The organism is Methylobacterium sp. CM6241 (assembly GCF_054817845.1).
The window spans coordinates 2197651-2223039 of sequence record NZ_CM139246.1 but is presented as its reverse complement, the minus strand read 5'-3'; the positions used below and the strand labels follow the sequence as shown (position 1 = coordinate 2223039).

The window sequence follows — 25389 nt, the reverse complement described above, 5'->3', positions numbered from 1 at the left end:
ACCTCAGGATGAGGTAAAGCCTTGGAAAGCAACTCAAAAAGTGTCTTGCAAATAGCCCGCTGCGCCGTCTTGCTCCGGGCAAGAACCGACCGAGACGGGAAGATTTGTGATGCGTCTCACTCCCGTTTTGATCACGGCGTCTTCGTCGCCCTTTCGAGGAAACGCACCAGGGCCTCGCGGTCGTCCGGGTTGTTGATCGTCTGCTCGGGCATCTTGGTGCCGGGCGTGTAGCGGGATGGGCCGATCTCGAACAGTTTCGAGATGGTCCGCGCATCCCAGACGATGTCGAGGCCCTTCAGGGCCTGCGAGAACGTGTATCCCTCGGCGGTGGCGACACGCCGACCGAACACGCCGCTCAAGGTAGGGCCGGCTCGCGTGCCGTCCTCCGGCGTCAGGGTATGGCAGGCGACGCAGGCGCGAAAGACTTCGGCCCCGTGATCGCCCTTGAAGGCCGCCAGCGAATCCACCGGCCGCGGCATCGACAGCGAGCCGATGGGCTCGCCCGTCCCGGCATTCCATCGACGGACCAGCCTGTCCCCGCCCCCGGTCAGCAATTCGGTTCCGTCCGGCCGGAAGGTGAGTGACCAGACCGGCAGTCCCGGCCCCACGAGGCTGAACGCCACCTTGGCCGCACCACGGTCGATCATGGCCACGGTGCCGGCCACCGTGGCCGCGGCGACCCGCCGCCCGTCTGGAGACAAAGCGAGACCGATGACAGGGTTGGTCGAGAGGTCGACCGACGCGCGGATGGTGCCGTCGGCGGACAGGAAGCGGACCACGCTATCCGCACCGGCGGCGGCGATCTCGCCCTCCCCGGCCACGGCCACGCTGTTCACCGGCGATGGGAGTTGAACGATGCGCGGTGGCTCATCGGTCTCGGCGAGGGGCCAGACTCGAAGTGTGGCGTCATAGCCCCCGGTGACCAATCTGCCATCGGGTAGGAAGGCGACGGCGTTGACGTTGCCCGCATGTCCCCGCAGCACCCGCACCGGCCCGCCGGCGAGGGACCGGATATGCGCGGTTCCATCCCAGGAAGCGGAGGCGAGGCTCGCCCCGTCCGGCGAGACCGCGAGGGCCGCGATGGGTCCGGCATGGTCCGAAAAGATCTCGACGGGCTCCGGGCGTCCGGCCTGCCAGAGGGCGATGCGCCCGTCCTCGCTGGCCGTGACGAAGCGGCCGCCATCGAGGGCAGCGACGGCATTCACCGCACCGTCGTGGAAACGAAGGACCGAGAGGGCCGTCCCCTGGTCGATCGCCCACAGAATGCCGGAATGGTCGAACCCGCCGGAAATCGCGATGCGTCCGTCCGGGGCAATCGCCAGCGCCCGCACCGGACCACCATGACCGCGAAGCTGCGCTGAGCCCGGAAGCGGTGCGGAGAGGACGAGGAGCATCGCGCAGATCGGCCAGACGCGGCGGATCGTCTGTCGAGAGAACCGAGGTCGAACCGACAACCCTGATATCCGCGCCACGCCGTCGTTCTCTTACGGGATCGAGGACGTTGAGAAATAGTCGCGGCGACGCAACCTGTCTTCCCTTCCGGCTACCACTCGGCTGATGCGCCGCAGGCGGGGTTGCTCACCCGCTCGCAATGCCGCATCCGTCACGGCGCATGTCGATCCGGTCCGCGACTTCGGCCTTGGTGCCCCTCGACGACGCCTTGGCGCAGCTTCTGGTCGCCGAGCCGGTAAGCGCCATTGTCGTGCCGGTGGGCGATGCGATCGGCTCCGTTCTCGCGGCGGATGTCGTGGCCCCCGCCGACTTACCCACGCATCCGCGCGCGCTGCGGGACGGCTGGGCCGTGGCCGGCAGCACTGTGACGGGTGCCTCGGCCTATGCGCCGGTCACGCCGCTCTCGCCTCCGCCCTGGCTGGACGCGGGCGATGCGATGCCGCCTGGCACCGATACGATTCTGCCGCCTGACGCGATCGACACCGACGGGGACATCGTGGCGGATGCGGCACCGGGCGGAGGTGTCTCCGGCATCGGTCAGGAGATCGCACGGGGAGACGTTCTGGCGCGATACGGGGAACGGCTGACGCCGCTCGGTGCTCTCGCACTCGGCGCCAGCGGGATCGACATAGTCGCAGTCCGCGTGCCGCATGTTCACATCCTCGACATCGGGGGCCATTCCTCATCCACCATCGCGGCTTTGGCCAAGAAGGCGGGCGTTCGGGTGACGTCGAGCCGATGCTCCCGCGAAAGAGAGTCCATCGCCGATGCGCTGCTCGTCCCGGGGGCGGACGCGGTGTTCGTCGTCGGCGGCACCGGTTTCGGCCGCAATGACCACAGCGCCGAAGCCCTGGCATTGCGGGGCCGGCTCGATGCGCATGGCATCGCGCTTCGTCCGGGAGACAGCGCCGGTTTCGGCTCGATCGGGTCTGTCCCGGTCCTGCTCCTACCGGGCAGGCCTGACGCTGCCCTCGCGACATTCCTTGCCCTCGGGCGTCCCCTACTGGCGAGGCTCTCCGGAGCGAGCCTCCCCGGCAGGGCCAAGGGGCGTCTCGCCCGCAAGATGTCCTCGACCATTGGAATGAGCGACGTCGTCTTTATCGGCCTGAAGAACGAGCGGGTAGAGCCTCTCGGCGGAGCGGATCTGCCGCTGCGACGGTTGATCCACGCCTGGGGCGCGGTTCTGGTGCCGCCGGAGCGGGAAGGCTATCCCGAGGGCGAGTGGATCGAGGTCATGCCCCTGTGAAGCGTCTCGACGCATCGGAGTCGAACGAGGATTTCCTGGCGAGGCTGTTGCGCGCGGCCCGTCAGGAGCAGTTTCTTCATGTGGTCAGCCGAGACGAGGCCGCATCGCGGTTTCGCGCCGCGGTGCCGCATGTGGCGCTGCCATCCGAGAGTGTGCCGCTCGCCGCAACGCTCGGCCGCGCGCTGGCGCGGGACGTGGCCTCGCCCATCGACGTGCCCCCCTTCGACCGGGCCCTCGTCGATGGGTTCGCACTCCGCTCCTCCGACACACTCGGCGCGAGCGAGGCCGAACCGGCCCGGCTCGGCCTCAACCACGAGATCCTCGCCTGCGGTGTCGCTCCCAGATTGGTGGTGGAGCCCGGCACGGCGACGGCCATCGCCACGGGCGGCATGATTCCACGCGGCGCCGACGCGGTGGTGATGGTGGAGGCGACCGAGATCGCGTCCAGCGGAGGATCGATGGCGATCGACCTCGACCGGGCGGCCGCGCCCGGACAGTTCGTCGGTTATGCCGGGTCGGACATGGCGCGCGGCGAGACCGTTCTCCGCAAGGGCACCGTCATCACCGCGCGCGAGATCGGCATGCTGGCCGCCTGCGGCCTCGATGCGGTCGAGATGGTGCGCCGGCCGAGGGTCGCCGTGCTCTCCACCGGCGACGAGCTGTCGGCACCGGGCCAGACCCTGCCGGCGGCCGGCATTTACGATTCGAACGGCGCCATCGTCTCCGCTTCGGTCACCGAGAATGGCGGCGAACCCGTGCCCTTCGGCATCGTCGCGGACGATGAGGCCGCTCTCGAAAGCGTCATCCGCGCGGCGCTTTCGGAGTGCGACGTCGTCGTCCTTTCGGGAGGGACGTCGAAGGGGGCGGGTGACGTGTCCCACCGCATCCTCTCCCGCCTGGGCGAGCCGGGTATCCTCGTCCACGGCGTCGCGCTCAAGCCCGGCAAGCCCCTCTGCCTCGCCAAGGCTCAAGGCAAGGCCATCGTCGTCCTGCCCGGCTTCCCGACCTCGGCGATATTCACCTTCCACGAATTCGTCGTGCCCCTGATCCGCTCGCTGGCCGGACTTCCCCCGCGCGAGGAAGAGAGCGTCGATGCCGTGTTGCCCCGGCGCATCCCGTCCGAACTCGGGCGCATGGAATTCGTGATGGCCTCCCTCGCCCATGGGCGGGACGCTCCGGTCGCCGTGCCGCTGTCCAAGGGTTCCGGCTCGGTGACGGCCTTCTCGCAGGCCGACGGCTTCTTCGCGATTCCCGCCGCGCGGGCCGGGCTGGACGCCGGCGAGCCGGTGCGCCTCTCGCGGATCGGCGCGGGCACCCGCGCCCCCGACCTCACCATCGTCGGCAGCCATTGCGTCGGGCTCGATGCCGTCGTCGGACGCCTGGCCGAGAGCGGCATCCGGGCCCGCACCATCTGGGTCGGGTCCTCAGGAGGGCTCGCCGCCCTGAAGCGGGGCGAGTGCGAGATCGCCTCGATGCATCTCTTCGATCCCACGACCGGACGCTACAATGCGCCGTTCCTGACCCCAGCGTTGCGCCTCGCCGAGGGCTGGACGCGGATGCAGGGATTGGTGTTCCGCCCCAGCGACAGCCGGTTCGCGGAACGCGACGCGGCCGGTGTCGTCGCGGCGCTCCTCCTCGACCCGGACGCCATCATGGTGGGCCGCAACACCGGTTCGGGGACGCGCCTCCTCATCGACGGGCTTCTGAACGGGGCCCGCCCTCCCGGCTACTGGAACCAGCCACGTTCACACAACGCCGTAGCCGCCGCCGTGGCCCAAGGCCGAGCCGATTGGGGTGTCGCCATCGAGAGCGTCGCGAGTGCCTATGGCCTCGGCTTCCTGCCGCTGGTGAGCGAGCATTACGATTTTGCCTATTCCGAAGACCGAGGGCGGGAGCCGGCCTTGGCCGCCTTCCTCGCGCTGCTCGCCGAGCGGGAAACGGGGGCGCTTCTCGCCGAACTCGGATTTTCCTTACCGGAGGCCCAGCCATGACGGACCGGACCATGCGGGTCATCGGCCTCGCCGGCTGGAGCGGGGCGGGCAAGACCACACTTCTCGCCAAGCTCATTCCCGAACTGATCGCCCGCGGCTTCACGGTCTCGACGATCAAGCACGCGCACCACGCCTTCGACGTGGACCAACCGGGCAAGGATTCCCACCGGCACCGGCAGGCCGGCGCATCCGAAGTGCTGATCTCGTCGGCGGCCCGGTGGGTGCAGATGCACGAAGTGCGCGACGGCGCCGAGGCGAGCTTGGCCGACCTGCTGCGCCGCCTCAGCCCCTGCGACCTCGTGCTGGTGGAAGGATTCAAGCGCGAGGGGCATCTCAAGATCGAGATTCATCGGAACGCCAACGGCCGTCCACCGCTTCATCCGCAGGACGAGAACATCGTCGCCGTTGCGACGGATGCGGAATTCCCCGACGCTCGGATTCCGGTGATAGGCCTCGACAATGTCGGTGGAATCGCCTGTCTCGTGGCGGTCATGGCGGAGCCGATCGAGGTCGTCCTGAACAGGCTCGGAGGCCATGGCGCAGCTGACTGACGATTGCTTCGCCTTCGGCGGGCAGCTCATGAGCGTGGACGACGCCCTGGCGCTGATCGCCGAGCGCCTTCCGGTGGTCGCCGGGATCGAGACCGTACCGCTTAACGAGGCGGACGGACGCATCGCGGCGGAGGACGTCATCGCCAGTATCGACTTGCCGCCATTCGATAATTCCGCCGTCGACGGCTACGCGTTGCGCCACACTGACCTTGCTCCCAACGGCGAAACGCGGCTGCCCGTGGAAGGCCGGATCGCCGCCGGCCAAGCCGGTCTGGAGATGGGAAGCGGGCCGAGCGCGGTCCGCATCTTCACTGGCGCCAGAATGCCGGACGGCGCCGACACCGTCTTCATGCAGGAGGACGTGACGGTCGAGGGCACCGAGGTGGTCTTACCCCCCGGTCTGAAGCGCGGATCGAACCGGCGGCTCGCCGGAGAGGATGTCGCAAAAGGCACCACAATCATCACAGCCGGCCGTCGACTCCGCCCGCAGGATATCGGACTCGCCGCCGCCATAGGCCGCCCGCATCTGACCGTCCGGAAATGCCTGAAGGTGGCGGTATTCTCTACCGGCGATGAACTGGCCGAGCCGGGGGGCGCCCTGCCGCAGGGGGCCATCCACGATTCCAACCGGGTGATGCTGGTCGCCCTGCTGAAACGCTTCGGCACCGAGGTGAGCGACCTCGGCATCCTACGCGACGACCGAACTCTTCTCGCGGAACGCCTCACGGAGGCGGCGTCCGCCCATGATCTCCTTCTTACATCCGGCGGTGTCTCCACCGGTGAGGAGGATCACGTGAAACCGGCCGTGGAGACCGTCGGCAGCCTCGTTTTCTGGCGCCTTGGGATCAAGCCGGGCCGGCCGGTGGCTATGGGCCTCGTGCAGGGGACACCCTTCGTGGGATTACCGGGCAATCCCGTCGCCGCCTACGTGACCCTGCTCTTCGTAGTACGTCCGCTCCTGGCGCGGCTCGGTGGAGAAGATTTCGTTCCGCCATTGGGCATTCCCGTCCGCTCCACCTTTGCCTATCGCAAGAAGGCTGGCCGCCTGGAATTCGTACGGGTAAGCCTGCAGCGCGCCGCCGATGGACTGCTCGAAGCGGTAAAATTCCCCCGCGATGGGGCCGGTATCCTCTCATCACTCACCGGCAGTGATGCACTGGCTGGCCTCCCGGGCGAGATTACCCGAATCGAGCCTGGCGATACGATCGAGGTATATCCGCACAGGATGCTGTACTGACGCGGAATCGCCTGTCCTCATACCCGTAAGCGTGACTGAAGCTTGCATTGCACGGGCTTCGGTACGATGTGCCGGGTGCCCTTCGAGACCGCATGCTCGCCGCTTTCGAGCGGGGGGCCGCTCGTTCCGACTCCCTGCCCCTCCGACCTGATCGAAAGCGCCGATGGATTTCCTCGACTCGCACTTCCTCGTCTCGGTGCTGCAGATCGTCTGGATCGACCTGCTCCTTTCCGGCGACAATGCGGTCGTCATCGCCATGGCCTGCCGATCCCTTCCCCCGGAGCAGCGGCGCACCGGGATCCTTCTCGGGGCCGGTACGGCAGTTGGGCTTCGCATCCTCTTCGCCGTCATCATCACTCATCTTCTGGCGGTACCGTTCCTTCGGATCGGTGGCGGGCTACTTCTCCTTTGGATCGCGGTGAAGCTCGCGCTCGGCGAGGATGACGAGGCGCATGCCGTCGGCGACAGCAAAACCTTATGGAAAGCGGTACGGACCATCGCCATCGCCGATGCAGTGATGAGCCTGGACAACGTCGTCGCCATCGCAGCCGTTGCGAAAGGCGAGGTGTCGCTATTCGTCTTCGGTCTTCTGCTCTCGATCCCTCTCATTGTCGCGGGCGCATCGCTAATCACGACGTTGCTGAAGCGCTTCCCCTTGGTGATCTGGGCGGGCGCGGCGCTTCTCGGGTGGATCGCCGGGGAAATGATCGTCACCGATCCCTACATTGCCGAACACGTGGTCTCGGTGCCCCACGCCCATCAGATCGCGGCTGCGATCTGCGCCGTCATCGTCGTCGCCGCGGCCTTCATCTGGAAGCGCATCGCGGCACCGGCTCAGACAGTCGCCGGCCACGGCCATCTGTGAGACGCATCACGAACGAGAAGAGGCCCCTGTCAAGGGGCCTCTCATCTCGCAAAGCTCCTAAATTCTGTTTGGGGTGATCTCAGTTCGCCGTCTCGAGGATTTTGAGATCCAGGGCAGCCAGAGCCATTAGCGGGGGCGGCATGACGACCCCGTCGCGGCGGATCTGCCGAGCGACCCGCTGGCAACCCGCAATGTCATTGGCAGCCGCAGCGGTATTGCCCTGCTCGATGAACTCGGCGCTCGCAGCCTTGGGCGGTGGTGCGGCGGGGGCGGCAGCGGGCGCTGGGGCCGATGCGCCCGAAGGCGCAGCGGCATTCTGTGTCGCTCCCTGGGGGCCGGCCGCGCCGGGACCATTCGGGGCGGTCGGCCCGCTGAGGCCCGAATCCTTCTGTGTCTCACTGCCAGAAGGTTTCTGCGATCCGGAGCCGGGTGCGGTGACCGCTGTGCTAGTCTGGCTCGTAGCTTGACCGGATGGTGCCGCCCCAGCGGGCGCATGCAGGAAGGCTGTGAGTTCCTTGCAGATATTAGCGGGCTTGCCCGTCGGTTCAGCCAGGGCAACGACCGGCAGCAGAGACGCCATCGCCGTCCCCGCTGCGGTGGACAATGCTACGATACGGAAACTCATCATGTCACGGCCCTCCCAAGGCCAAGCCGTCGCATACGTGACGAAACACTTAGTAGGAGAAAGTGCGACGGGCGAGAGGGGTGTCAAGGGCGGGCAATGGCGGTTCGACCGATCGCACTGCGAATTTGATAGGAGCCAAGGCTCATCTAGCTCCCGCGTTAGGGAAGAAGAGTTGTTCCCCCCCGATCCGGTATGCAGCGATGGCGTTCTGCCCCGGGGTGGAAACGAGCCAGTCGATGAAGGCTTGTCCCGCCTTCGCCTTCACGTGTGGATGCTTCTCGGGGTTCACGAGCATCACGCCATATTGGTTGAAAAGACGCTTATCGCCTTCGACCAAGATCTTGAGATCACCACGATTCTTGAATGACAGCCAAGTGCCCCGGTCGGTGAGCAGATAGGCATTGGAGGCCGATGCGGTATTGAGCGCTGGCCCCATTCCCTGACCCACATCCTTGTACCAATCGCCGCGTACCGCGCCGAGATCGAGACCGGTTTCGTTCCAGTAGCGCAGCTCGGCGGTATGGGTGCCCGAGCGATCACCGCGAGAGACGAAGGGTGCCTTGGCGGCGGCGATCTTGCGCAGGGCCTCGACGACGCTGGCGCCGGCCGCGCCGGCCGGATCGTCCTTCGGGCCGACGAGGACGAAATCGTTGTACATCACGGGATAACGCTTCGTACTCCATCCCTCGCTGACGAATTTCTCCTCGGCGGTGGTGTCGTGGACGAGCGCGACGTCGGCATCACCGCGTCGGGCGGCATCGAGTGCCTGCCCGGTGCCGAGGGCGACGACCTTCACGGCAATGCCACTGGCCAGCGTAAACTTCGGCAGCAAATCCTTGAACAGGCCGGATTGCTCGGTGGACGTGGTGGACGCCACCGTGATCGTCTCCTGGGGGGTGGCCAGAACTGGGCCTGTCGCCAGACCAAGGACGGCAATGAGGAGCCGGAGGCTCAGGGCAGAGCGGCGAAGGCGGTCCATGGCATTTCTCCAGCGAGGTAAGCTCGCGCCTGCGGCGAGTGTGGGGATGAGAGAGTGCTGCGGACAGGCCCGTGCTCAACGGCGAGTCCAGCGGCAAGGACGACGACATCTTCGGCGAGACGCATGACCTGGCCGAGGTTGTGTGAAACGAGGACCACCTTCGTACCGGCTTCGGCCATCGACACGACGAGATGCTCGATGGCGTGAGAGGAGGCCGGATCGAGATTGGCGGTGGGCTCATCCAGAAGGAGAAGATCGGGCGCTGTTGCCCAAGCTCGCGCGAGGGCGAGCCGCTGCTGCTCGCCCCCCGACAACCGCGTGGCAGGTGCTCCAGCCTTCTCCGCAAGTCCGACGTGATGCAGTGCCGCCCGCACACGGTCGTGTCGCTCGCGCCGGCTTAGCTTGAGTGGCGCCAGAGCCAGCGAAACGTTCGCGGCGGCGCTCGCCCTGATGAGACCGGGCCGCTGGAAGACGAATGCGGTACTTGGTCGAGGATGCGCAGATACGCCGATGCTGATCGTACCGCTCGTGGGCGCAAGCAACCCATCAATGAGGCGCAAAAGCACGGTCTTTCCCGCACCGTTCGCACCGATGATCGCCGTGATGCCGGGCGCTGTCACCGCCACATCGACACCGTTGAGGATCGGCATATTTCCGGCTCGGTAGCACAATCCTTCGATCACAAGAGGAAGTGCGGCGCTCATCCATAGGCCCGCATCGCGTAAGACCTGAGCAACGAGGCAACGGCACTGACGGCGATGACGACGGCGATGAGGACGACACCGAGCGCCAGCGCGAGGGGAAGGTCTCCCTTCTGCGTCTCGAGGGAGATCGCCGTGGTCATGGTACGGGTATGCCCGTCGATGTTCCCACCGACGACGAGGACGGCGCCAATTTCCGATATGGCACGGCCGAAAGCGGCAAGAAGCGCTGTCACCAGCGAGAAGCGCGTATCGAAGATCAGGATCGCGGCGCGCTGTGCTCCATTGAGGCCAAGAGAGCTGAGTTGCTCGCCAAGGTGATCTTGCGCATCCGCCACGATTTGGCGCGTGAGTGCAGCGATCAGTGGGACAACCAGGACGGTCTGTGCCGCGATCATCGCACTCGGCGTGAAGAGCAAACCGAGACCGCCGAATGGGCCGGAACGAGACAGGATGAGGTACAGGACAAGGCCGATAACTACCGGCGGTAGGCCCATGGCTGCGTTGAGCAGACCCACAACGAGCCTTCGCCCCGGGAATTGAGACACGGCGACAAGGGCACCGAGCGGCACTCCAAGCAACGTGCCAAGACCGACCGCCGAGAAGCTCACGCGGAGCGAAAGGCCGGCGATGGCGACTATGGCTGGATCAAGGGCTGCGAGCCGCGAGAGCGTCTCCTGGAGGGTTTGAAGCATGGCTCTGATGCTGTGCGCGACCGAACCCCTCATGCTATCGCCGGGGAGTATAGTTCAATAGGAAACGACGTGCCTATGAAGGTCGAGTTGTTTGTCGATGGCATCATCTCGGTGGCGAAGGGGCGCATCGCGTTTGGCCCCACGCTGGCGCTCTTGGATGCGGTCGCCTCGGAAGGCTCGCTTCAAGGCGCAGCGACGCGACTGCACGTGTCCTATCGCTCCGCGTGGGGCCGTCTCACCCTCTTGGAGGATATCCTAGGGCAGCCGGTCATCAGCAAGACGAAGGGCCACGGGACCGTTCTGACATCTTTCGGCACTGTCTTTCTCGAGGCACTCGGTCGTGCGTCGCGAGCGAGCCAGGAGATCATCGGGGTGGAAGAGAGGCGATTAGAGATCGCCCTCGCCGTTCTGTCAGGCCCTGCGACCGCACCCCTGGCATTGGCAGTGAGCCACGATTCGGTGTTGCTGGATGCGCTTCACTCCATGGGCGACATAACGGTTTCGATTGCTGGGAGCACGGATGCCCTCGCACAATTGAAAAACGGTCAGGTCGATGGTGCGGGGTTTCATTTCGGCGCAGCGGTCCCAGAGCCGGGCACGATCTTCGCTGACGTTCTAGCCGATCCGAACCTAATCGCCCTTCCGATTATACGGCGGGAACAAGGCCTCATGATGGAGGCGGGCAATCCCTTCGCCATCTCCGGCATCGCGGACTTGGCAGCGACCGGTCTCCGCTTTGTAAACAGACAGCGGGGTGCGGGCACACGGATATGGTTTGACAGATTATGCGTGGAAGCGGGCATCAACGGGCCGGACATCCAAGGCTACCAGACGGAAGAGTTCACGCATCAGGCCGTCGCGGCCTTGATCGCTTCAGGTGCAGCGGACGTTGGAATGGGCACCCGCGCCATCGCGAAACGCTTCAGTCTCGCATATCTGCCCCTCGGTGAGGAAACCTACTTCCTCGCCGTGAGGTCGTTCGTTGGCCTACCACGCTTGGAGGCGATCAGAGCAGCAATAAACCATCGCGCTGCAATCACACCGGGTTATGCGTGAGCGAGATCATTCGAGTGATCCTAGAGGGACGAGAGTCGATGCGGCCCTCGCCCTTCGTCTGCAGGTCAGTGAGCCAGGATCTTTGAGAGGAAGGTCTGAGCCCGCTCCGAGCGAGGCTTGTCGAAGAAGTCGTCCTTCGTAGCGTCTTCGACGATCTCCCCACGATCCATGAAGACGACGCGGTTGGCGACTTTCCGAGCGAAGCCCATTTCGTGGGTGACGACCATCATCGTCATACCCTCGCGGGCGAGCTCGATCATCACATCCAGCACCTCTCCGACCATTTCTGGGTCGAGAGCCGAGGTCGGCTCATCGAACAGCATGACGATGGGGTTCATCGATAAGGCGCGGGCGATGGCGACGCGCTGTTGCTGACCACCGGAAAGCTGGCCCGGATATTTATGCGAGTGCGCCGAGAGACCAACACGACCGAGGAGCTTGAGGCCGCGATCGTGTGCATCGTCCTTCGACCGTCCGAGGACTTTGCACTGGCCGAGCATGAGGTTGTCGATGATCGACAGGTGTGGAAACAGCTCGAAATGCTGGAACACCATGCCGACGCGCGCACGAAGCTTGGGAAGGTTGGTGCCCTTCGCCTGAACACCGATACCATCGACGGTGATGGCCCCTTTCTGAATCGGCTCCAGGGCGTTGACGGTCTTGATCAGGGTGGATTTGCCGGAGCCTGAAGGACCGCAGACCACGACGACTTCGCCCTTGGTGACCTGGGTCGTGCACCCGTTTAGAACCTGAACCGGGCCGTACCATTTGCTGATGTTGTCGATGGCGATCATCGGCTTTGCCGAAGCCTGGGGATCGATGGCGGACATGGCGGATCCTCGAAAGCTTAGCGAATGATGGCGACACGGCGCTGCAGGCGCCGGACGAGAGTCGAGGCGGTGATGCAAATCACCAGATAGATCGCAGCCGCGAACAGATACATTTCCACGAGACGCCCATCGCGCTGAGCCACCTTGGATGCGGCACCGAGGAAATCGGTAAGCGAGATCACGTAGACGAGGGACGTATCCTGGAACAGCACGATGGTCTGGGTCAGCAGCAAGGGCAGCATGTTGCGGAAGGCTTGAGGCAGGATCACTGTCCGCATGGTCTGCCCGTAGGTGAGGCCGATGGCCTGGGCCGCGGATGTTTGTCCCTTCGGAATTGCCTGGATGCCGGCGCGCATGATCTCCGAAAAGAACGCCGCCTCGAACAAGGTGAACGTTACGAGCGCTGAGGTGAAAGCGCCGACCGAGATCGGACGCGAAGCACCCGTCATCCACTGTCCGATATAGGGAACGAGGAAGTAGAACCAGAAGATCACCAGTACGAGCGGCAGCGACCTCATGAAGTTCACGTAGATCTTGGCCGGGATCGCCAGAGCAGCGATCCCGGACAGGCGCATCATCGCTATGACGGTGCCGAGAATGATGCCGCCCGAGGCGGCGAGTGCGGTGAGCGTCAGCGTGAACACCATTCCCGTACCGAACAGGTACGGCAAGGATGAGAGGACGACCCCGAAGTCGAAATCCGTAAACATCGGTCCTCTAGTCCCGTCTGGCGGTCGCGAAGGATGGGAAGGCGGATGGTGCGGGCATCAGCGCGATCCCGGGACAGCGATACGTGTCTCGAGCTTGCTCGACAGGGTCACCACGATCAGGCTGATACCGAGATAGATCACCGTAGCCGCAGTGAAGGACTCGAAGACCTGCGAAGAGAATTCCTGCATCGAGCGCGCCCGCGCGGTGAGTTCGAGCAGACCGATGGTGAGCGCCACCGATGTATTCTTCAGGTTGTTCAAAAACTCCGATGTCAGCGGAGGTAGGATCACCCGGTAGGCATTGGGCAGCAGCACGTAGCGGTAGGTCTGCCAAGTGGTGAGACCGATGGCGGTGCCGGCCATCCGCTGGCCACGGGGCAATGTCTCGATGCCGGTTCGGACCTGCTCAGCGACTCGTGATGCGGTGAAGAAGCCGAGACAGATGACCGCCGTGTAAAACGATGCATTGGGCAGCTGTTTCAGCCAAGTCCCCCAGGAGCCGGGAAGGAGCTCCGGCACGACGTAGAACCAGAGGAACATCTGAACCAGCAGGGGAATGTTCCGGAAAAGCTCCACATACATGGTGCCGATCCGCTGAGCCCCCCGGCTCGGAAGGGTGCGCAGCACCCCAATGAGCGAGCCGAGGGAGAAGGCGATGATCCAGGAACAGAGCGCCGTGGCGATCGTCCAAGACAGGCCGGAGAGAAGCATGTCGGCATAGGTACCGGTGCCTTCCGGCGACGGGTCGAAGAAGACCCGCCAGTTCCAGTTGTAATTCATCGCCTGTCGTCTGCTCCCGTGCGGCGGCTTAGTAAGCGGCCGGGTCGGCGCTGTCGCTCGGCGACGCGAAGGCCTTGGTCATCGGCTCGCTCATGGGCAGGTTCAAATTTATGCCGCGCGGCGGGATCGGCTTGGTGAACCAGGTCTCGTACAAGGCTTTGCCCTCGGGGCTCTTGTAGAGCTTGGACGTCGCCTCATCGACCACGGCCTTGAACGGCGCGTCATCCTTGCGGAGCATGATGCCGTAGGGCTCGGGCTTCGACAGGGCCTCGCTGGAGATGGCGTAGGCACCGGGCTCCTTGGAACTGGCGGCCAGCGAGGCGAGCAACACGTCGTCCATCACGAAGGCAGCGGCGCGGCCGGTCTCGACCATCAAGAATGCTTCAGCGTGATCCTTGGCCGGCAGAATCGTCAGGCCGAGGTTGCGCGCGGTATTGGCCTCGTTGATCTGACGGATATTGGTGGTGCCCGAGGTGGAGACGACGGTCTTACCCTTAAGATCCTCGATCGTGTCGAGTTTGGCCGACTTCTTCGCGACGTAGCGGGTCGCGGTGAGGAAGTGGGTGTTCGTAAAGGAGACCTGCTTCTGGCGATCGACGTTGTTCGTGGTCGAACCGCATTCGAGATCGACGGTGCCGTTGGCGATCAGCGGGATGCGTGTGGCGGAGGTGACGGGATTGAGCCTCACCTCGAGCTTAGTGAGCTTCAGGTTGGTCTTCACCGCTTCGGCGATCTTCTTACAGATCTCGAAGGCGTATCCGACCGGCTTCTGATCACCGTCGAGGTAAGAAAACGGAACGGAGGCGTCACGATAGCCGATCGTAATTTCACCGGTCTCTTTGATCTTTCTGAGGGTGCCGGTCAGTTCCTGGGCATTGGCGCCGGCTGCGCCGAGCGTGAAGCTCATTGCCGATGCAAGGACGACCGTCGCCTTCAGAGCGACGGACCTGTGATGACCAAAATGCATGTGAAGGCTAACTCCCGAAGGGGTTTCCGCCGACCGAATGATCGGCTCTCGAGGCTCAACGTAGCAGCGGTCGCGCCCATCGCAATCGGTGAATAAGGGACCACCGGAGATGTCAACCGCTCAGGAAGACTATAGCAATCAACGTGCCGTGCGGGCGGGCTAGATCGCTTTTGGCGAGACAATGCCCTGCGTTTGAAATCACCGGATCGAGAAGGAAGAGGCCGATTATCGATGTGCGGCAGTCATGAAAAAGGCCCGGCTTTTCAGCCGGGCCCATTTTGAACCGTTTCCTTGCATCCCCCAGGGTCGGCGCACGAAGCGCCGACCCCAAAGATCGCAGAGGCTTAGAAGTCGCGCTGGACGCGCATACGCACCTGGTAGGTGTCGTCGGCGGTCACGGTGCGAACGGCGCCGGAGGCGATGTTCGCAGCGTTGACGGTGCCGCTCGACTGGGTGCGATCCACGACACGGCCGTTCTGAACGCCGACCTTGGTGTAGAAGCCCTCGACACCGATATCGAGGTCCTTCACTGGCGACCAGATCAGGCTTGCGCCGGCGACGATCTGGTAGGTGTCACGCAGAACCGGGCTCACGTCGAAGGAGACTGTGCCGGGAGTGCCAGTGAACTGAGTGGTGGCACCATTCGTCTGGAAAGCAGCGGCATTGGCGGCGCGAGCGCCACGGGCGAAGGAGAGCTCGCCGTAGCTGCCGAACACGGCCGAACGCCACTCAGGCGACCAGTAGTGCAGGAACGAGCCAACCACCGTGAAGCTGGTGGAGGTTTCGATCTTGCCGGTGAGAGGGTTCAGCGTGGCGTCGGACATGAAGGGATCGAAGGCAGCGCCGTTGATGGTGCTGGCAATCGCGGTGTAGCTGCCGTTGTAGGACGAGTAGCCCGTGTAGAGGGTCGAACCCTCACCGTAGGCTCCCTGCAGGTACAGCGTATCGCCCGGAGCGATGAACGGGGTGTTGATCTTCACGCCACCCTGGACAGCCCAGCCGTACTCGCTCGAGGGATGTCCGGTCACAGCAGTCCCACCAAGACCGGGAACCGCAGCTACACCGAAGGTGGATCCAACGGGATTCTGGACGTTGATTTCCTTGACGGCAGCTGAGATCTGAGCCGAACCCCAGGCAGCATCGTAGCGCAGAACGCCGACGAAGTCGGGCATCCGGTTACGCTGCGACACGTCGAAGTTCTGGAACGTGTTCGTTGCGCCGAGTCCGACGAGAACCGGAGACGGAGCGCCGGTCACGCCAGTCGCCCCGAAGGTCTGCGAGTAGACGGTGTTGCGACGGAAGGTCGGGTCTTCGAGCGAGACCGTGGCGGAGAAGCCTTCGCCGAACTTAGCCGAATAGGCGAGCAGGTTGGTCGACTGAACGTCGGAGTTCAGGGTCGCGCCAGCAAACTCGAAGTCGTGAGCGTAGAAGTCGAAGAACGAGGAGGCGCGACCAGCGGTGAGGCCGGCGAACTGAATGAACGCCTTATCGGTGTTCACGAACTGCTGAGCGCGACCAGCCTGATCCTGACCGATTGCGGCGAAGGCGGAGCCGATGCGCTCTTGGGTGCCGGAGCGGAGGCCGCCGGTGCCGCCGGTGCGCGAGGCGAACTGGATACGGGTGAAGGCGCGCAGGGTGCCGTAGGCCGTCTGGGTGCGGGCATCGACGTTGATGCGGGCGAGGCCGATATAGCCGGTCGTGTCACCATTGCCCGAGCCGGAACGGCTGTCCGTCGGCTGGTAGCCGATGTCGAGGCGGGCACGGCCCGAGAGACGGATGCAGGTATCCGTTCCGGGGATGTAGAAGAAGCCGGCGCCGTAGGCGGAGCAGACGCGGACGTATTCGATCGGCACGGCCTTCTTCACAGGAAGATCGGCGGCATGCGCTCCAACGACCGACGCAAAACCTGCGGCGGTACCGAGGAGTGAGCTCTTCAAGAGCTTCATTGATATCTCCAAAAGCTTCGAGACCCGAGGGATAGGCAACTTCAACACGGCGTCGACCGATGTTCGTTTGCCTTTATTTGTTAGCCAGGGGAGCGTTTCATCGCCCCGTTCCGGCTGTGCCCCGGGGTTTCCCCAGTGCGTTTTCACTCTGTGCGAGCGGGTCCCGCCGGGCAACTCGGAATCGTGAATGCCACAGCGGTTGTGAACCGCTGTGGCGGCGTTGCAACGTTTGTCAGGCGGCAAACCATGTCATCGCTGAGGTCGCATGCTGTGCAGAGGTTGGCCCCGGAGAAGAAAAGCAATGCATCGCGCTGCGCTAATGGCATTACTTGTTCACGCCAGCGCACCCTTTGCTTAGTTTTTGTGCTCTGCACCGTCACTGAACCGTCATGAAGAGAGCCAGGGCCCCGTTCCAGCGCCGGCACCGGAACGACGGGGCAGTCGGGACGCGTTAGCCGTCAGGCCCCCTGATTGGTCCGTCTCACACGCGAAGGACGTGTCATGGCCTCGAGCTCCAACAGATGCTCGAGCTGATTCTCCGTCAGCAATCCCTCCTCCAACACGATCTCGGCGACGGGGCGATTCTCTGCCAAGGCACGTTGGGCGACTCTAGAGCAAGCCTCGTACCCCAAGGCCGGCACAAGGGCGGTAACGAGGCCGATCGAACCATGGACGAGGGAGCGGCAGCGTTCGCGATCCGCCTCGATCCCTTCGATGCACCGTTTCGTGAGGGTATCGACCGCGGCGGTGAGCATGCGCAGGGAGCTGAGAACGCAATACCCGATCGTCGGCTCGAAGGCGTTGAGCTGAAGCTGGCCTCCCTCTGCGCAGAGGGTCACGGTAAGGTCGTGGCCAATCACCAGGAAGGCGACCTGGTTGACCACCTCAGGAATCACCGGGTTGACCTTACCCGGCATGATCGAGGAACCGGCCTGGACGGCCGGCAGCCGTATCTCGCCGAACCCAGTGCGCGGGCCGCTGGAAAGCAGGCGCAGATCGTTGCAGATTTTAGAGAGCTTCACCGCCACACGTTTCAGCACGCCGGAGAACAGAACGAACGCCCCAAGATCGGATGTCGCCTCGATCAGGTTCGATGCGAGGACCATGGGGTACCCGGAAATCCGTGACAGCTCTTCCACCGCCAGGGACGCGTAACGAGGATCGGCATTGATTCCGGTGCCGATGGCTGTGGCACCGAGATTGACCTCGCGGAACAGCCCGACGATCTCGTTCAGTCGGGCCACGTCCTCTTTCATGGTGGCGTGGAACCCATCGAATTCTTGGCCGAGGGTCATCGGTACCGCATCCATGAGTTGGGTGCGGCCCATCTTGAGGACATCGGCGAACTCAACGGCCTTGCCCTTGAAAGCGTAGGCGAGGTCGTCGAGCGCCTTAATGAGCGGCTGGGTGGCGAAAATGACCGCAAGTCTCAGCGCCGTCGGATAGGCGTCGTTGGTCGATTGCGCCATGTTGACGTCGTCATTGGGGTGGAGCGCCTCATAATGCCCTAGCGGGTGCCCCATCAGTTCCAGGGCGACATTAGCGATCACCTCGTTGGCATTCATGTTGGTCGAGGTGCCAGCGCCGCCCTGAATCGCATCCACCACGAAGGATTCGGCAAAGCGCGGCTCAGTGGCGACGAGAATACAGGCGCGGTCGATGGCGTCGGCCTTGTCGGCGGCCAGGTAGCCAAGTCGCCGGTTGGCGCGCGCAGCGGCCTGCTTCACAAGAGCGAGGCTTCTTACGAATTCAGGAAAGTGCCCCACCGGAACACCCGTGATGGGGAAGTTCGCGACCGCGCGCTTGGTATGGATCCCCCAGTAGGCGTCGGCGGGTACTTCGCCATAACCGAGAAGGTCGTGCTCCGTGCGCGTCCGCGCGCCCTCCATCTCGACGGTTCGCACGGTTGCGACAGCGATGTTCTCGGCCGGTATCTCGGTGACCGTCTGCGTGTCCGTCGCCATCGATCTTCTCCCTCGCCCTGCGCTCGCAGCGGCTCTGCGGAAGGCCACACGCGGCGGCACGACCGTCAAGCGCTTTGGAGGTCCAATCCTGACATCGGCTCAGTCCTGAAGCCGCATGAATAGCCGCCGACCTCAGATTATCGACTCATTCCGCGTCGCTGCAGACGCCGATGCAGCGATCATCGGATGAGGTGCGAGACGGCTACCCGGAGCGCGTAGAAACAATCGTCGAGCGACAAAAGCTTGTGCCGGTGGAAGGTGACGATGACCGCCGCTTCGTTGGTCGCAAGCACGGAGGAGAGCGGCGTCTTCGACTCCGTCGCCGCGTCCTCCAAGAAGACACGCTTTCACCACATCACGACGTCTTGGAGGTCAGTCCATGCTTTGCGGCGAGATATTTAAGTGAAGCTATCGATCGCTTTAGCGCTGCTATGATTGCCTCAATCATCGTAGCGCAGCGGTGAAGATCCTGTCCAATAACGCCTCCCGGTATGCGGCGGCCTTAGCTGACCCCATGCCGCCACACCGCAGGACTGCGCATTCAAGAGTATTTCTCTTGGCGGGTCAGTTCCTTCGTAGGCCTGACGCGACCCTTGCTGCCCTACGGATTGCTTCAGGCTGCGGCTCGCCGGCCGGCACGACCCAACTGCCGCCGACGCAGAGGACTTGGCCGACGGCCAACCAGTCCGGTGCCGTCGCTTCGGTGATTCCACCCGTCGGGCAAAAACAGACCTTTCCGAACGGGCCGGTGAGGGCCTTCAGCGCCTTGACGCCCCCGGCGGCCTCGGCAGGAAAGAACTTGAACCGGTCGAGCCCGTGATCGAGGCCGCGCATGATGTCGGCGGCATTGGCGATCCCTGGCAGGAAGGGAATGCCGCGGTCTAGCGCGGCTTTCGTCAGCGGATCGGTGAGACCGGGGCTGACGATGAACTGCGCGCCCGCTTTCATTGCCGCATCGAGATCCCGCTCGTTGAGTACAGTGCCTGCGCCGACCACAGCACCCTCGACCTGTGCCATGATGCGGATCACCTCGAGGGCAGCGGGGGTCCGCAGGGTGACCTCCAGCGCCGTCAGGCCGCCATCGACGAGGGCCCTGGCGATCGGCTCAGCATGGGCGGCCTCTTCGATCACGAGGACGGGAATCACGGGAACGGAGCGCATCAGCGCGTCGATGGTCGTCATTGAGAACCGTCCTTGGCGAAGGGTGGAGTGTTCGGTCGGTCGTGGAAGCGTCATGCGGAGAGCCAATGCGCCCTCCCCGGACCGGACAGCTTTGGCTAGAGTCCGGCGGCGCTGAGCATCGCGGAAGCGCCCTGCTCGGCGCCATCCGCCCCATGGCGCATGAAGGCAAAAAGCTCCCGCCCGGTACCGAAAGCCGGCGGAGGCGCTGTCGCATCTCCCCGCGTCTCCCATTCGGACGGATCGACGAGCGCTTGAAGCGTACCATCCTCGGCGCTCAGGCGAACGATGTCGCCGTCGCGAAGCTTTCCCAGTGGGCCGCCTCCGAGGGCCTCCGGGCTCAGATGGATCGCGGCCGGCACCTTGCCAGACGCACCGGACATGCGCCCGTCGGTCACGAGGGCGACGCGAAAACCACGATCCTGAAGGACACCGAGTTGCGGCGTCAGCTTGTGGAGTTCGGGCATTCCGTTGGCTTTCGGTCCCTGGAACCGCACTACCACCACGACGTCCCGCTCCAGTTCACCCGCCTTGAAGGCGGCCATGACGTCGTCCTGATCGTCGAACACCCGAGCCGGAGCCTCCACCGTCCAGCGCGAGGGATCGACGGCGCTGGTCTTGAAGGTGGCCCGGCCGAGATTGCCCTTCACCAGCCGCATCCCGCCATCCGGCTGGAAGGCGTTGGCGGGGCCGCGCAGGATGCTCTCGTCATGCGAAGCCGCCGGCGCGTCCTCGAACACGAGTTCGTCCTCGATCAGCTTCGGGTCGCGGGCATGGTCGCGCAGGCGCCTGCCGGCCACGGTGAGGATGTCGTCGTGAAGCAGGCCCGCATCGATGAGGCTGGCGATGACGTAGGACATGCCTCCAGCGGCGTGGAAGTGGTTCACATCGCCCGAACCGTTGGGATAGACCTTGGCCACCTGCGGAATGACGGCTGAGAGCCGGTCGAAATCCTCCCAGTCGACAATGATCCCGGCGGCCCTGGCGATGGCCGGCAGGTGGATAGCGTGGTTGGTGGAGCCGCCGGTGGCCAACAGGCCGATGATCGCGTTGACGATGGCTTTCTCGTCGACGCAGCGCCCGAGGGGCCGGTAATCGTTGCCGGAAGCACCGATCTCCGTGAGCCGGTGGACGGCCGCGCGGGTCACCGCCTGGCGCAGCTTCGTACCGGGATTGATGAAAGAGGCGCCGGGCATGTGCAGGCCCATCACGTCCATCATCATCTGGTTGGAATTGGCGGTGCCGTAGAAAGTGCAGGTTCCCGCCCCATGATAAGAGGCGGATTCCGATTCCAGAAGCTCGTCGCGGCCGACCTTGCCTTCGGCATAGAGCTGGCGGATGCGCTGCTTCTCCTTGTTGGCGACGCCCGAGGGCATCGGCCCGGCCGGGATCAGGATCTGCGGCAGATGCCCGAAGCGCAGGGCGCCGATGAGCAGCCCCGGCACGATCTTGTCGCAGATGCCGAGTAGGGCTGCCCCGTCGAACATGCCGTGACTGAGGCCGACCGCCGTGGAAAGCGCGATGGTGTCGCGTGAGAACAGCGACAATTCCATGCCGCGCTGCCCCTGGGTGACGCCGTCGCACATGGCGGGGACCCCGCCTGCAACTTGCGCCGTTGCCCCGACCTCGCGGGCGAACAACTTCATCTGCTCAGGGTAGCGGCCATAGGGCTGATGCGCAGAGAGCATGTCGTTATAGGCGGTGACGATGCCGATATTCATGCCCCGGCCGGCCTTGATCGCCGGCTTGTCCTCGCCGGAGGCCGCGAAGCCATGGGCGAGGTTGCCGCAATTGAGCATCGGCCGGTGCACGCCGCCGTCGCGTTCGCGGGAGATTAGGTCGAGATAGGCGCGCCGGCTCGCCTTGGAGCGCGTCACCACGCGCTCGGTGACGGCTGCGACTTCCGGGTGAAGCTCGGTCATGGCAGATCCTTCCCTCGCTGATGCGAAGCCACCTGCTGTCAGGAACGTAGAGGGCTCGTCTCGCAGGCGATAGATCGGTCGCCGCGCGGTACGATCAATGACCGGATCGGCTCAGCACGTTTCAGGCCATCGCGGTTCGAAGCGGGTGATGGTGCGGACGGCGGGACTCGAACCCGCACAGCCTTTCAGCCGCAAGATTTTAAGTCTCGTGCGTCTACCGGTTTCGCCACGTCCGCATTGCGAGATCAGCGGTAACGAGGCGAGGCTCCGAGATCAAGGCGCCCAGCCGTAGAGCCAGTCGTAGCGGCGGCCCATTCCGGTGGGACCGAGCCGGCGCATCACGGTATTACGGGCAAAACCGAGGAGCGCCCCGGCATGATAGGTCCGGCCGTTGCCGCGTGCCGCCGCTTGTACGCGCTTGGTGCGAGGCACGCGTCGTTTCGCGTAGGCCACCATCGATCCCGCTACGTCATCGGCTCGCAGCGTCACGGCGAGGACGGCTGCGTCCTCAATGGCGAGCGCTGCGCCCTGAGCCAGGAACGGTAGGACGGGATGGGCCGCATCGCCTAGCAGGGCCACCCGCCCCCGCGCCATCGGTCGCGCAGTCGGCCGGTCGACGAGCGACCAGACCAGCCAGGAATCAGGTGCGGTCAGAAGCTCGGCAAGAACAGGGGTCGCGTCCGGAAACTGCGCTCGCAGGACCGCAGACTCGCCGAGCTGCCCCCAACCCTCGCTGCCGATGCGCTCGGGCACGACCGCCACGATGTTGATGCTCCGTCCACCCTGGATCGGGTAATGCACGACGTGCCGTCGACGCCCGAGCCAAAGACCGGTCTCGTCGCCCTGTAGTTCCGGCGGGGCGGAATCGATCGGTATCGTCGCCCGCCAGGCAGCCTCTCCGCAGGACCGCAAGGGCTTTCCGTCGAAATGGCCCCGCAGCGTGGATCGCACACCGTCGGCGCCAACCACGAGATCGACCGCCAGCGTGTCGGTTTTCGAACCCTGCCCGCTTTCCAGTGTCAGTTCGACGGAGGAGGCCGACTCGGCCAGCCCTCGCACATCCCGCCCCATAAGCAACCGGATTCCCGGCCGGCTACGTACGGCATCGAGAAGGAGCGTCTGCAGATCCGCCCGGTGGATGACATAATAGGGGGCGCCATGGCGACTGCGCAAATCGGCACCGAGTTCGACACCGCCGATCTCGCGGCCCGTCCCGAGGGCACGCACCACGACCCTTGGCGGTTCACTCGCCGCCCTGCGAAGGGCCGCACCGAGGCCCAGCCCAATGAGAACGCGGCTCGCATTCGGAGAGAGCTGCAGGCCGGCCCCGACCTCGCTGAACCCCGTCCTCCGCTCGACGAGCGTCACTTCATGCCCGGCGGCATCGAGAGCGAGAGCGGCAGTCAGGCCTCCAATGCCCGCGCCGACGATAGCTACAGAAAGGCCAGTCCTGACTGAAGGGATTCGAACGCCATGAGAATCGTCGGACACCTGCGGGTCTCGTCGCTACGAAACGCTACGCGATCAGGCCGCCTTCGCCCCGTGGTCATCCCAGACGGCGGCGGCCGGATCGGCAGTCCCAGCTTTGAGGGTCGCGCGGTAGCGGTAAAGCGTCGAGCAGTACTGGCAGATGATCTCGTCATCGCTCCCCATATCGAGGAACACGTGCGGATGATCGAAGGGCGGCTTGGCACCGATGCACATGAACTCCTTCGAGCCCACTTCGATAAGGGCGACCCCGAGGTCGTTGTGGAAATGCGGCACCGCCTTGTCAGCCATCGCCCGATCTTGCCTCCGGCCCGCCGAGGTGACCCCCGACCAGGCAACATTGCTCCGTCGCAGGCATTCTCTAGCCCCTCGGCGGCGTGAAGCCTAGCGCGGACGATTCCCCAGGCGCAGCAAAAAGCCGGCGGCGGATTGCCTTCACCGAACACGAAACCGGAAAAGCCGTCGCTGCCGGCAAAACCGCCTACAGTCGAGGGTTGGCCTCCAGCGCATGCCGCCGTAGATAGATGGTTCTCATCGCTGCTTTTACGAAGCCACACTTGTCATGACCCAGAACGAACAGGCCGTTGTCGAAGGCGGACGCCGCGCGCCTCGGCCGCCGATTCACGGTCCCGAAGGGTTCGAGGGCATGCGCAAGGCCGGTCGCCTGACGGCAGAAGCCCTCGACGTGCTGATGGAAGCCACGGCGCCGGGTGTGACCACGGAGGCGCTCGACCGCCTCGCCTACGAATTCGCGATGGATAACGGCGCTTACCCGGCCTCGCTACTCTATCGAGGCTACCCGAAATCGATCTGCACATCGATCAACCACGTCGTCTGTCATGGGATCCCCAACGACAAGCCCTTGCGCGAGGGCGATATCGTCAATCTCGACATCTGTTTGATCGTCGACGGATGGCACGGGGATAGCAGCCGCATGGCCTATGTCGGCGAGGTGCCGCGTAAGGCGGCACGCCTGTGCGAGATCACCCACGAATGCCTCATGCGTGGCATTGCGGCGATCAAACCGGGAGGCTCGACTACGGATATCGGCCGCGCGATCCAGGCCTATGCCGAAGCGGAGCGTTGCTCGGTGGTGCGAGATTTCTGCGGGCACGGTCTGGGTCGCACCTATCACGATGCCCCGACTATCCTGCATTATGTCGAGCCGAGCTACGACGTGGCCTTCCAGCCCGGACAATTCTTCACGGTCGAACCGATGATCAATCTCGGTAGGCCGGCGGTGAAGGTTCTCTCGGACGGCTGGACGGCCGTAACCCGAGATCGATCGCTCTCGGCTCAGTTCGAGCACACCGTAGCCGTGACGGAAACCGGGGTCGAAGTGTTCACCTTCTCACCCAAAGGCCTGCATCAGCCAATCAATCCATCTGCCTGAAAGCGATTGATCCGGAGGCAACACGATGACGCGCCTCCCCGTCGCATCGGCGAGCGAGACCACAGGATCGCTGGAACCGCATTATCTCGAACATCGCGACCGGTTGAGGGCCCGATTCGCCCAAGCCGGCGCCGATGCTCTGCCCGACTATGAGCTGCTCGAACTCGTTCTCTTTCGAGCGATCCCGCGGCGGGACGTAAAGCCCCTGGCAAAGGCTTTGATTCGACGGTTCGGCAGTTTCGCGGAAGTCGTGAGCGCAGAGCCGAACCGCCTCGCGGAGGTGGACGGCGTCAGCCAGGGCGTGATCGCCGATATCAAGCTAATCGAGGCGGCCGGCCATCGCCTCGCTCGGGGTGCCATCGCCGCGCGCCCCTTGCTGTCCTCCTGGGCTGCACTCCTCGAGTATTGCCGCGCGACCATGGCCTTTTCGCCGCGCGAGCAGTTCCGCGTGCTGTTCCTGGACAAACGCAACCACCTCATCGCCGACGAAGTTCAAGGTCGGGGCACCGTCGACCATACTCCAGTCTATCCACGTGAAGTCGCCCGCCGCGCCCTCGAACTCTCGGCCACCGCCATCATCCTTGCCCACAATCACCCATCCGGTGATCCGACACCGTCGGCGGCGGATATCAAGATGACGCGCGAGATTGTTGGAATCCTCGATCCACTGGGAATTATCGTCCACGACCATGTCATTCTCGGACGCGATGGACACGCGAGTCTGAAAGGGTTGAAGCTGATCTGAACGTGCTACTCTGACGTTAGGATTAGGCGGATCGTTTGGCGGACGGCGATCGGGAGACAACGTCGGC

General features: G+C 64.4%; 23 protein-coding genes and 1 tRNA gene. 8 read left to right on the top strand and 16 right to left on the bottom strand.

Annotated elements, in window-relative coordinates; translation table 11 throughout:
• Positions 1-131: 131 nt before the first annotated feature.
• Positions 132-1394, bottom strand: coding sequence for a c-type cytochrome (locus ACYQR9_RS10270; protein ID WP_461229771.1), 1263 nt, complete (start codon positions 1392-1394; stop codon positions 132-134).
• Between the two features lie 218 nt (positions 1395-1612).
• Between ACYQR9_RS10270 and ACYQR9_RS10265 the strand changes: the two genes are divergently transcribed.
• The 5 genes from ACYQR9_RS10265 to ACYQR9_RS10245 all read left to right on the top strand — a co-directional run bounded on the left by ACYQR9_RS10265 (position 1613) and on the right by ACYQR9_RS10245 (position 7342).
• Positions 1613-2698: a molybdopterin-binding protein gene (locus ACYQR9_RS10265; RefSeq protein ID WP_461229499.1), complete on the top strand. Its 1086-nt coding sequence runs from the start codon at positions 1613-1615 to the stop codon at positions 2696-2698.
• Positions 2695-4689 carry a molybdopterin biosynthesis protein gene (locus ACYQR9_RS10260; protein ID WP_461229498.1) on the top strand — a complete coding sequence of 665 codons (1995 nt, stop codon included), beginning with the start codon at positions 2695-2697 and terminating at the stop codon, positions 4687-4689. The genes ACYQR9_RS10265 and ACYQR9_RS10260 overlap by 4 nt, the downstream gene beginning before the upstream one ends.
• Before the next feature lie 11 nt (positions 4690-4700).
• On the top strand, positions 4701-5240 hold the full coding sequence (mobB, locus tag ACYQR9_RS10255) for a molybdopterin-guanine dinucleotide biosynthesis protein B (protein WP_461229770.1): 540 nt from the start codon (positions 4701-4703) through the stop codon (positions 5238-5240).
• Entirely contained in the window at positions 5224-6477 is a 1254-nt protein-coding gene (locus ACYQR9_RS10250) for a molybdopterin molybdotransferase MoeA (protein ID WP_461229497.1), read from the top strand. The genes mobB and ACYQR9_RS10250 overlap by 17 nt, the downstream gene beginning before the upstream one ends.
• A gap of 163 nt (positions 6478-6640) precedes the next feature.
• Positions 6641-7342 (top strand): TerC family protein, encoded by a 702-nt coding sequence (locus ACYQR9_RS10245; protein WP_461229496.1) that lies wholly within the window; start codon positions 6641-6643, stop codon positions 7340-7342.
• A 79-nt stretch (positions 7343-7421) separates the two neighbouring features.
• Here the strand turns inward: ACYQR9_RS10245 and ACYQR9_RS10240 are convergent, their stop codons facing one another.
• The 4 genes from ACYQR9_RS10240 to ACYQR9_RS10225 form a co-directional block, all read right to left on the bottom strand.
• The gene (locus ACYQR9_RS10240) at positions 7422-7970 is read right to left on the bottom strand and encodes a hypothetical protein (protein ID WP_461229495.1); all 549 of its coding nucleotides are present in this window, start codon (positions 7968-7970) and stop codon (positions 7422-7424) included.
• Positions 7971-8109: 139 nt separating this feature from the next.
• Positions 8110-8946, bottom strand: coding sequence for an ABC transporter substrate-binding protein (locus ACYQR9_RS10235; RefSeq protein ID WP_461229494.1), 837 nt, complete (start codon positions 8944-8946; stop codon positions 8110-8112).
• Entirely contained in the window at positions 8919-9650 is a 732-nt protein-coding gene (locus ACYQR9_RS10230) for an ATP-binding cassette domain-containing protein (RefSeq protein WP_461229493.1), read from the bottom strand. Before ACYQR9_RS10230 ends, ACYQR9_RS10235 begins: the two co-directional genes overlap by 28 nt.
• Entirely contained in the window at positions 9647-10342 is a 696-nt protein-coding gene (locus tag ACYQR9_RS10225) for an ABC transporter permease (protein WP_461229492.1), read from the bottom strand. Before ACYQR9_RS10225 ends, ACYQR9_RS10230 begins: the two co-directional genes overlap by 4 nt.
• Positions 10343-10417: 75 nt before the next feature.
• Between ACYQR9_RS10225 and ACYQR9_RS10220 the strand changes: the two genes are divergently transcribed.
• Positions 10418-11398: a substrate-binding domain-containing protein gene (locus ACYQR9_RS10220; protein ID WP_461229491.1), complete on the top strand. Its 981-nt coding sequence runs from the start codon at positions 10418-10420 to the stop codon at positions 11396-11398.
• A gap of 65 nt (positions 11399-11463) precedes the next feature.
• On the opposite strand, the gene ACYQR9_RS10215 is transcribed toward ACYQR9_RS10220, so the two are convergent.
• From ACYQR9_RS10215 to ACYQR9_RS10165, 11 genes are all read right to left on the bottom strand, one after another.
• Positions 11464-12192, bottom strand: a complete 729-nt coding sequence (locus ACYQR9_RS10215; protein ID WP_196805484.1) for an amino acid ABC transporter ATP-binding protein — start codon at positions 12190-12192, stop codon at positions 11464-11466.
• Positions 12193-12245: 53 nt separating this feature from the next.
• The gene (locus ACYQR9_RS10210) at positions 12246-12938 is read right to left on the bottom strand and encodes an amino acid ABC transporter permease (RefSeq protein ID WP_056431063.1); all 693 of its coding nucleotides are present in this window, start codon (positions 12936-12938) and stop codon (positions 12246-12248) included.
• Positions 12939-12995: 57 nt separating this feature from the next.
• Positions 12996-13718: an amino acid ABC transporter permease gene (locus tag ACYQR9_RS10205; RefSeq protein WP_056431064.1), complete on the bottom strand. Its 723-nt coding sequence runs from the start codon at positions 13716-13718 to the stop codon at positions 12996-12998.
• Positions 13719-13746: 28 nt separating this feature from the next.
• Positions 13747-14625, bottom strand: a complete 879-nt coding sequence (locus tag ACYQR9_RS10200; RefSeq protein ID WP_461229769.1) for an amino acid ABC transporter substrate-binding protein — start codon at positions 14623-14625, stop codon at positions 13747-13749.
• A 404-nt stretch (positions 14626-15029) separates the two neighbouring features.
• Positions 15030-16631 (bottom strand): porin, encoded by a 1602-nt coding sequence (locus ACYQR9_RS10195; protein ID WP_461229490.1) that lies wholly within the window; start codon positions 16629-16631, stop codon positions 15030-15032.
• 458 nt (positions 16632-17089) lie between these two features.
• The gene (locus ACYQR9_RS10190) at positions 17090-18595 is read right to left on the bottom strand and encodes an aspartate ammonia-lyase (protein ID WP_461229489.1); all 1506 of its coding nucleotides are present in this window, start codon (positions 18593-18595) and stop codon (positions 17090-17092) included.
• Between the two features lie 564 nt (positions 18596-19159).
• Positions 19160-19777 carry a bifunctional 4-hydroxy-2-oxoglutarate aldolase/2-dehydro-3-deoxy-phosphogluconate aldolase gene (eda, locus tag ACYQR9_RS10185; protein ID WP_461229488.1) on the bottom strand — a complete coding sequence of 206 codons (618 nt, stop codon included), beginning with the start codon at positions 19775-19777 and terminating at the stop codon, positions 19160-19162.
• 95 nt (positions 19778-19872) lie between these two features.
• Positions 19873-21696 carry a phosphogluconate dehydratase gene (edd, locus tag ACYQR9_RS10180; protein WP_461229487.1) on the bottom strand — a complete coding sequence of 608 codons (1824 nt, stop codon included), beginning with the start codon at positions 21694-21696 and terminating at the stop codon, positions 19873-19875.
• A gap of 149 nt (positions 21697-21845) precedes the next feature.
• Positions 21846-21932: transfer RNA gene (locus tag ACYQR9_RS10175), tRNA-Leu, on the bottom strand.
• Between the two features lie 37 nt (positions 21933-21969).
• Positions 21970-23160 carry an FAD-dependent oxidoreductase gene (locus ACYQR9_RS10170; RefSeq protein ID WP_056431584.1) on the bottom strand — a complete coding sequence of 397 codons (1191 nt, stop codon included), beginning with the start codon at positions 23158-23160 and terminating at the stop codon, positions 21970-21972.
• A gap of 60 nt (positions 23161-23220) precedes the next feature.
• Positions 23221-23475, bottom strand: a complete 255-nt coding sequence (locus ACYQR9_RS10165) for a zinc-finger domain-containing protein (RefSeq protein ID WP_056431078.1) — start codon at positions 23473-23475, stop codon at positions 23221-23223.
• 271 nt (positions 23476-23746) lie between these two features.
• On the opposite strand from ACYQR9_RS10165, the gene map reads away from it, so the two are divergent.
• Together map and radC are read left to right on the top strand one after the other, a co-directional pair.
• Positions 23747-24577 carry a type I methionyl aminopeptidase gene (gene map / locus ACYQR9_RS10160; protein WP_056431081.1) on the top strand — a complete coding sequence of 277 codons (831 nt, stop codon included), beginning with the start codon at positions 23747-23749 and terminating at the stop codon, positions 24575-24577.
• Between the two features lie 25 nt (positions 24578-24602).
• Positions 24603-25322, top strand: coding sequence for a RadC family protein (gene radC, locus ACYQR9_RS10155; RefSeq protein ID WP_461229486.1), 720 nt, complete (start codon positions 24603-24605; stop codon positions 25320-25322).
• Positions 25323-25389: the final 67 nt, after the last annotated feature.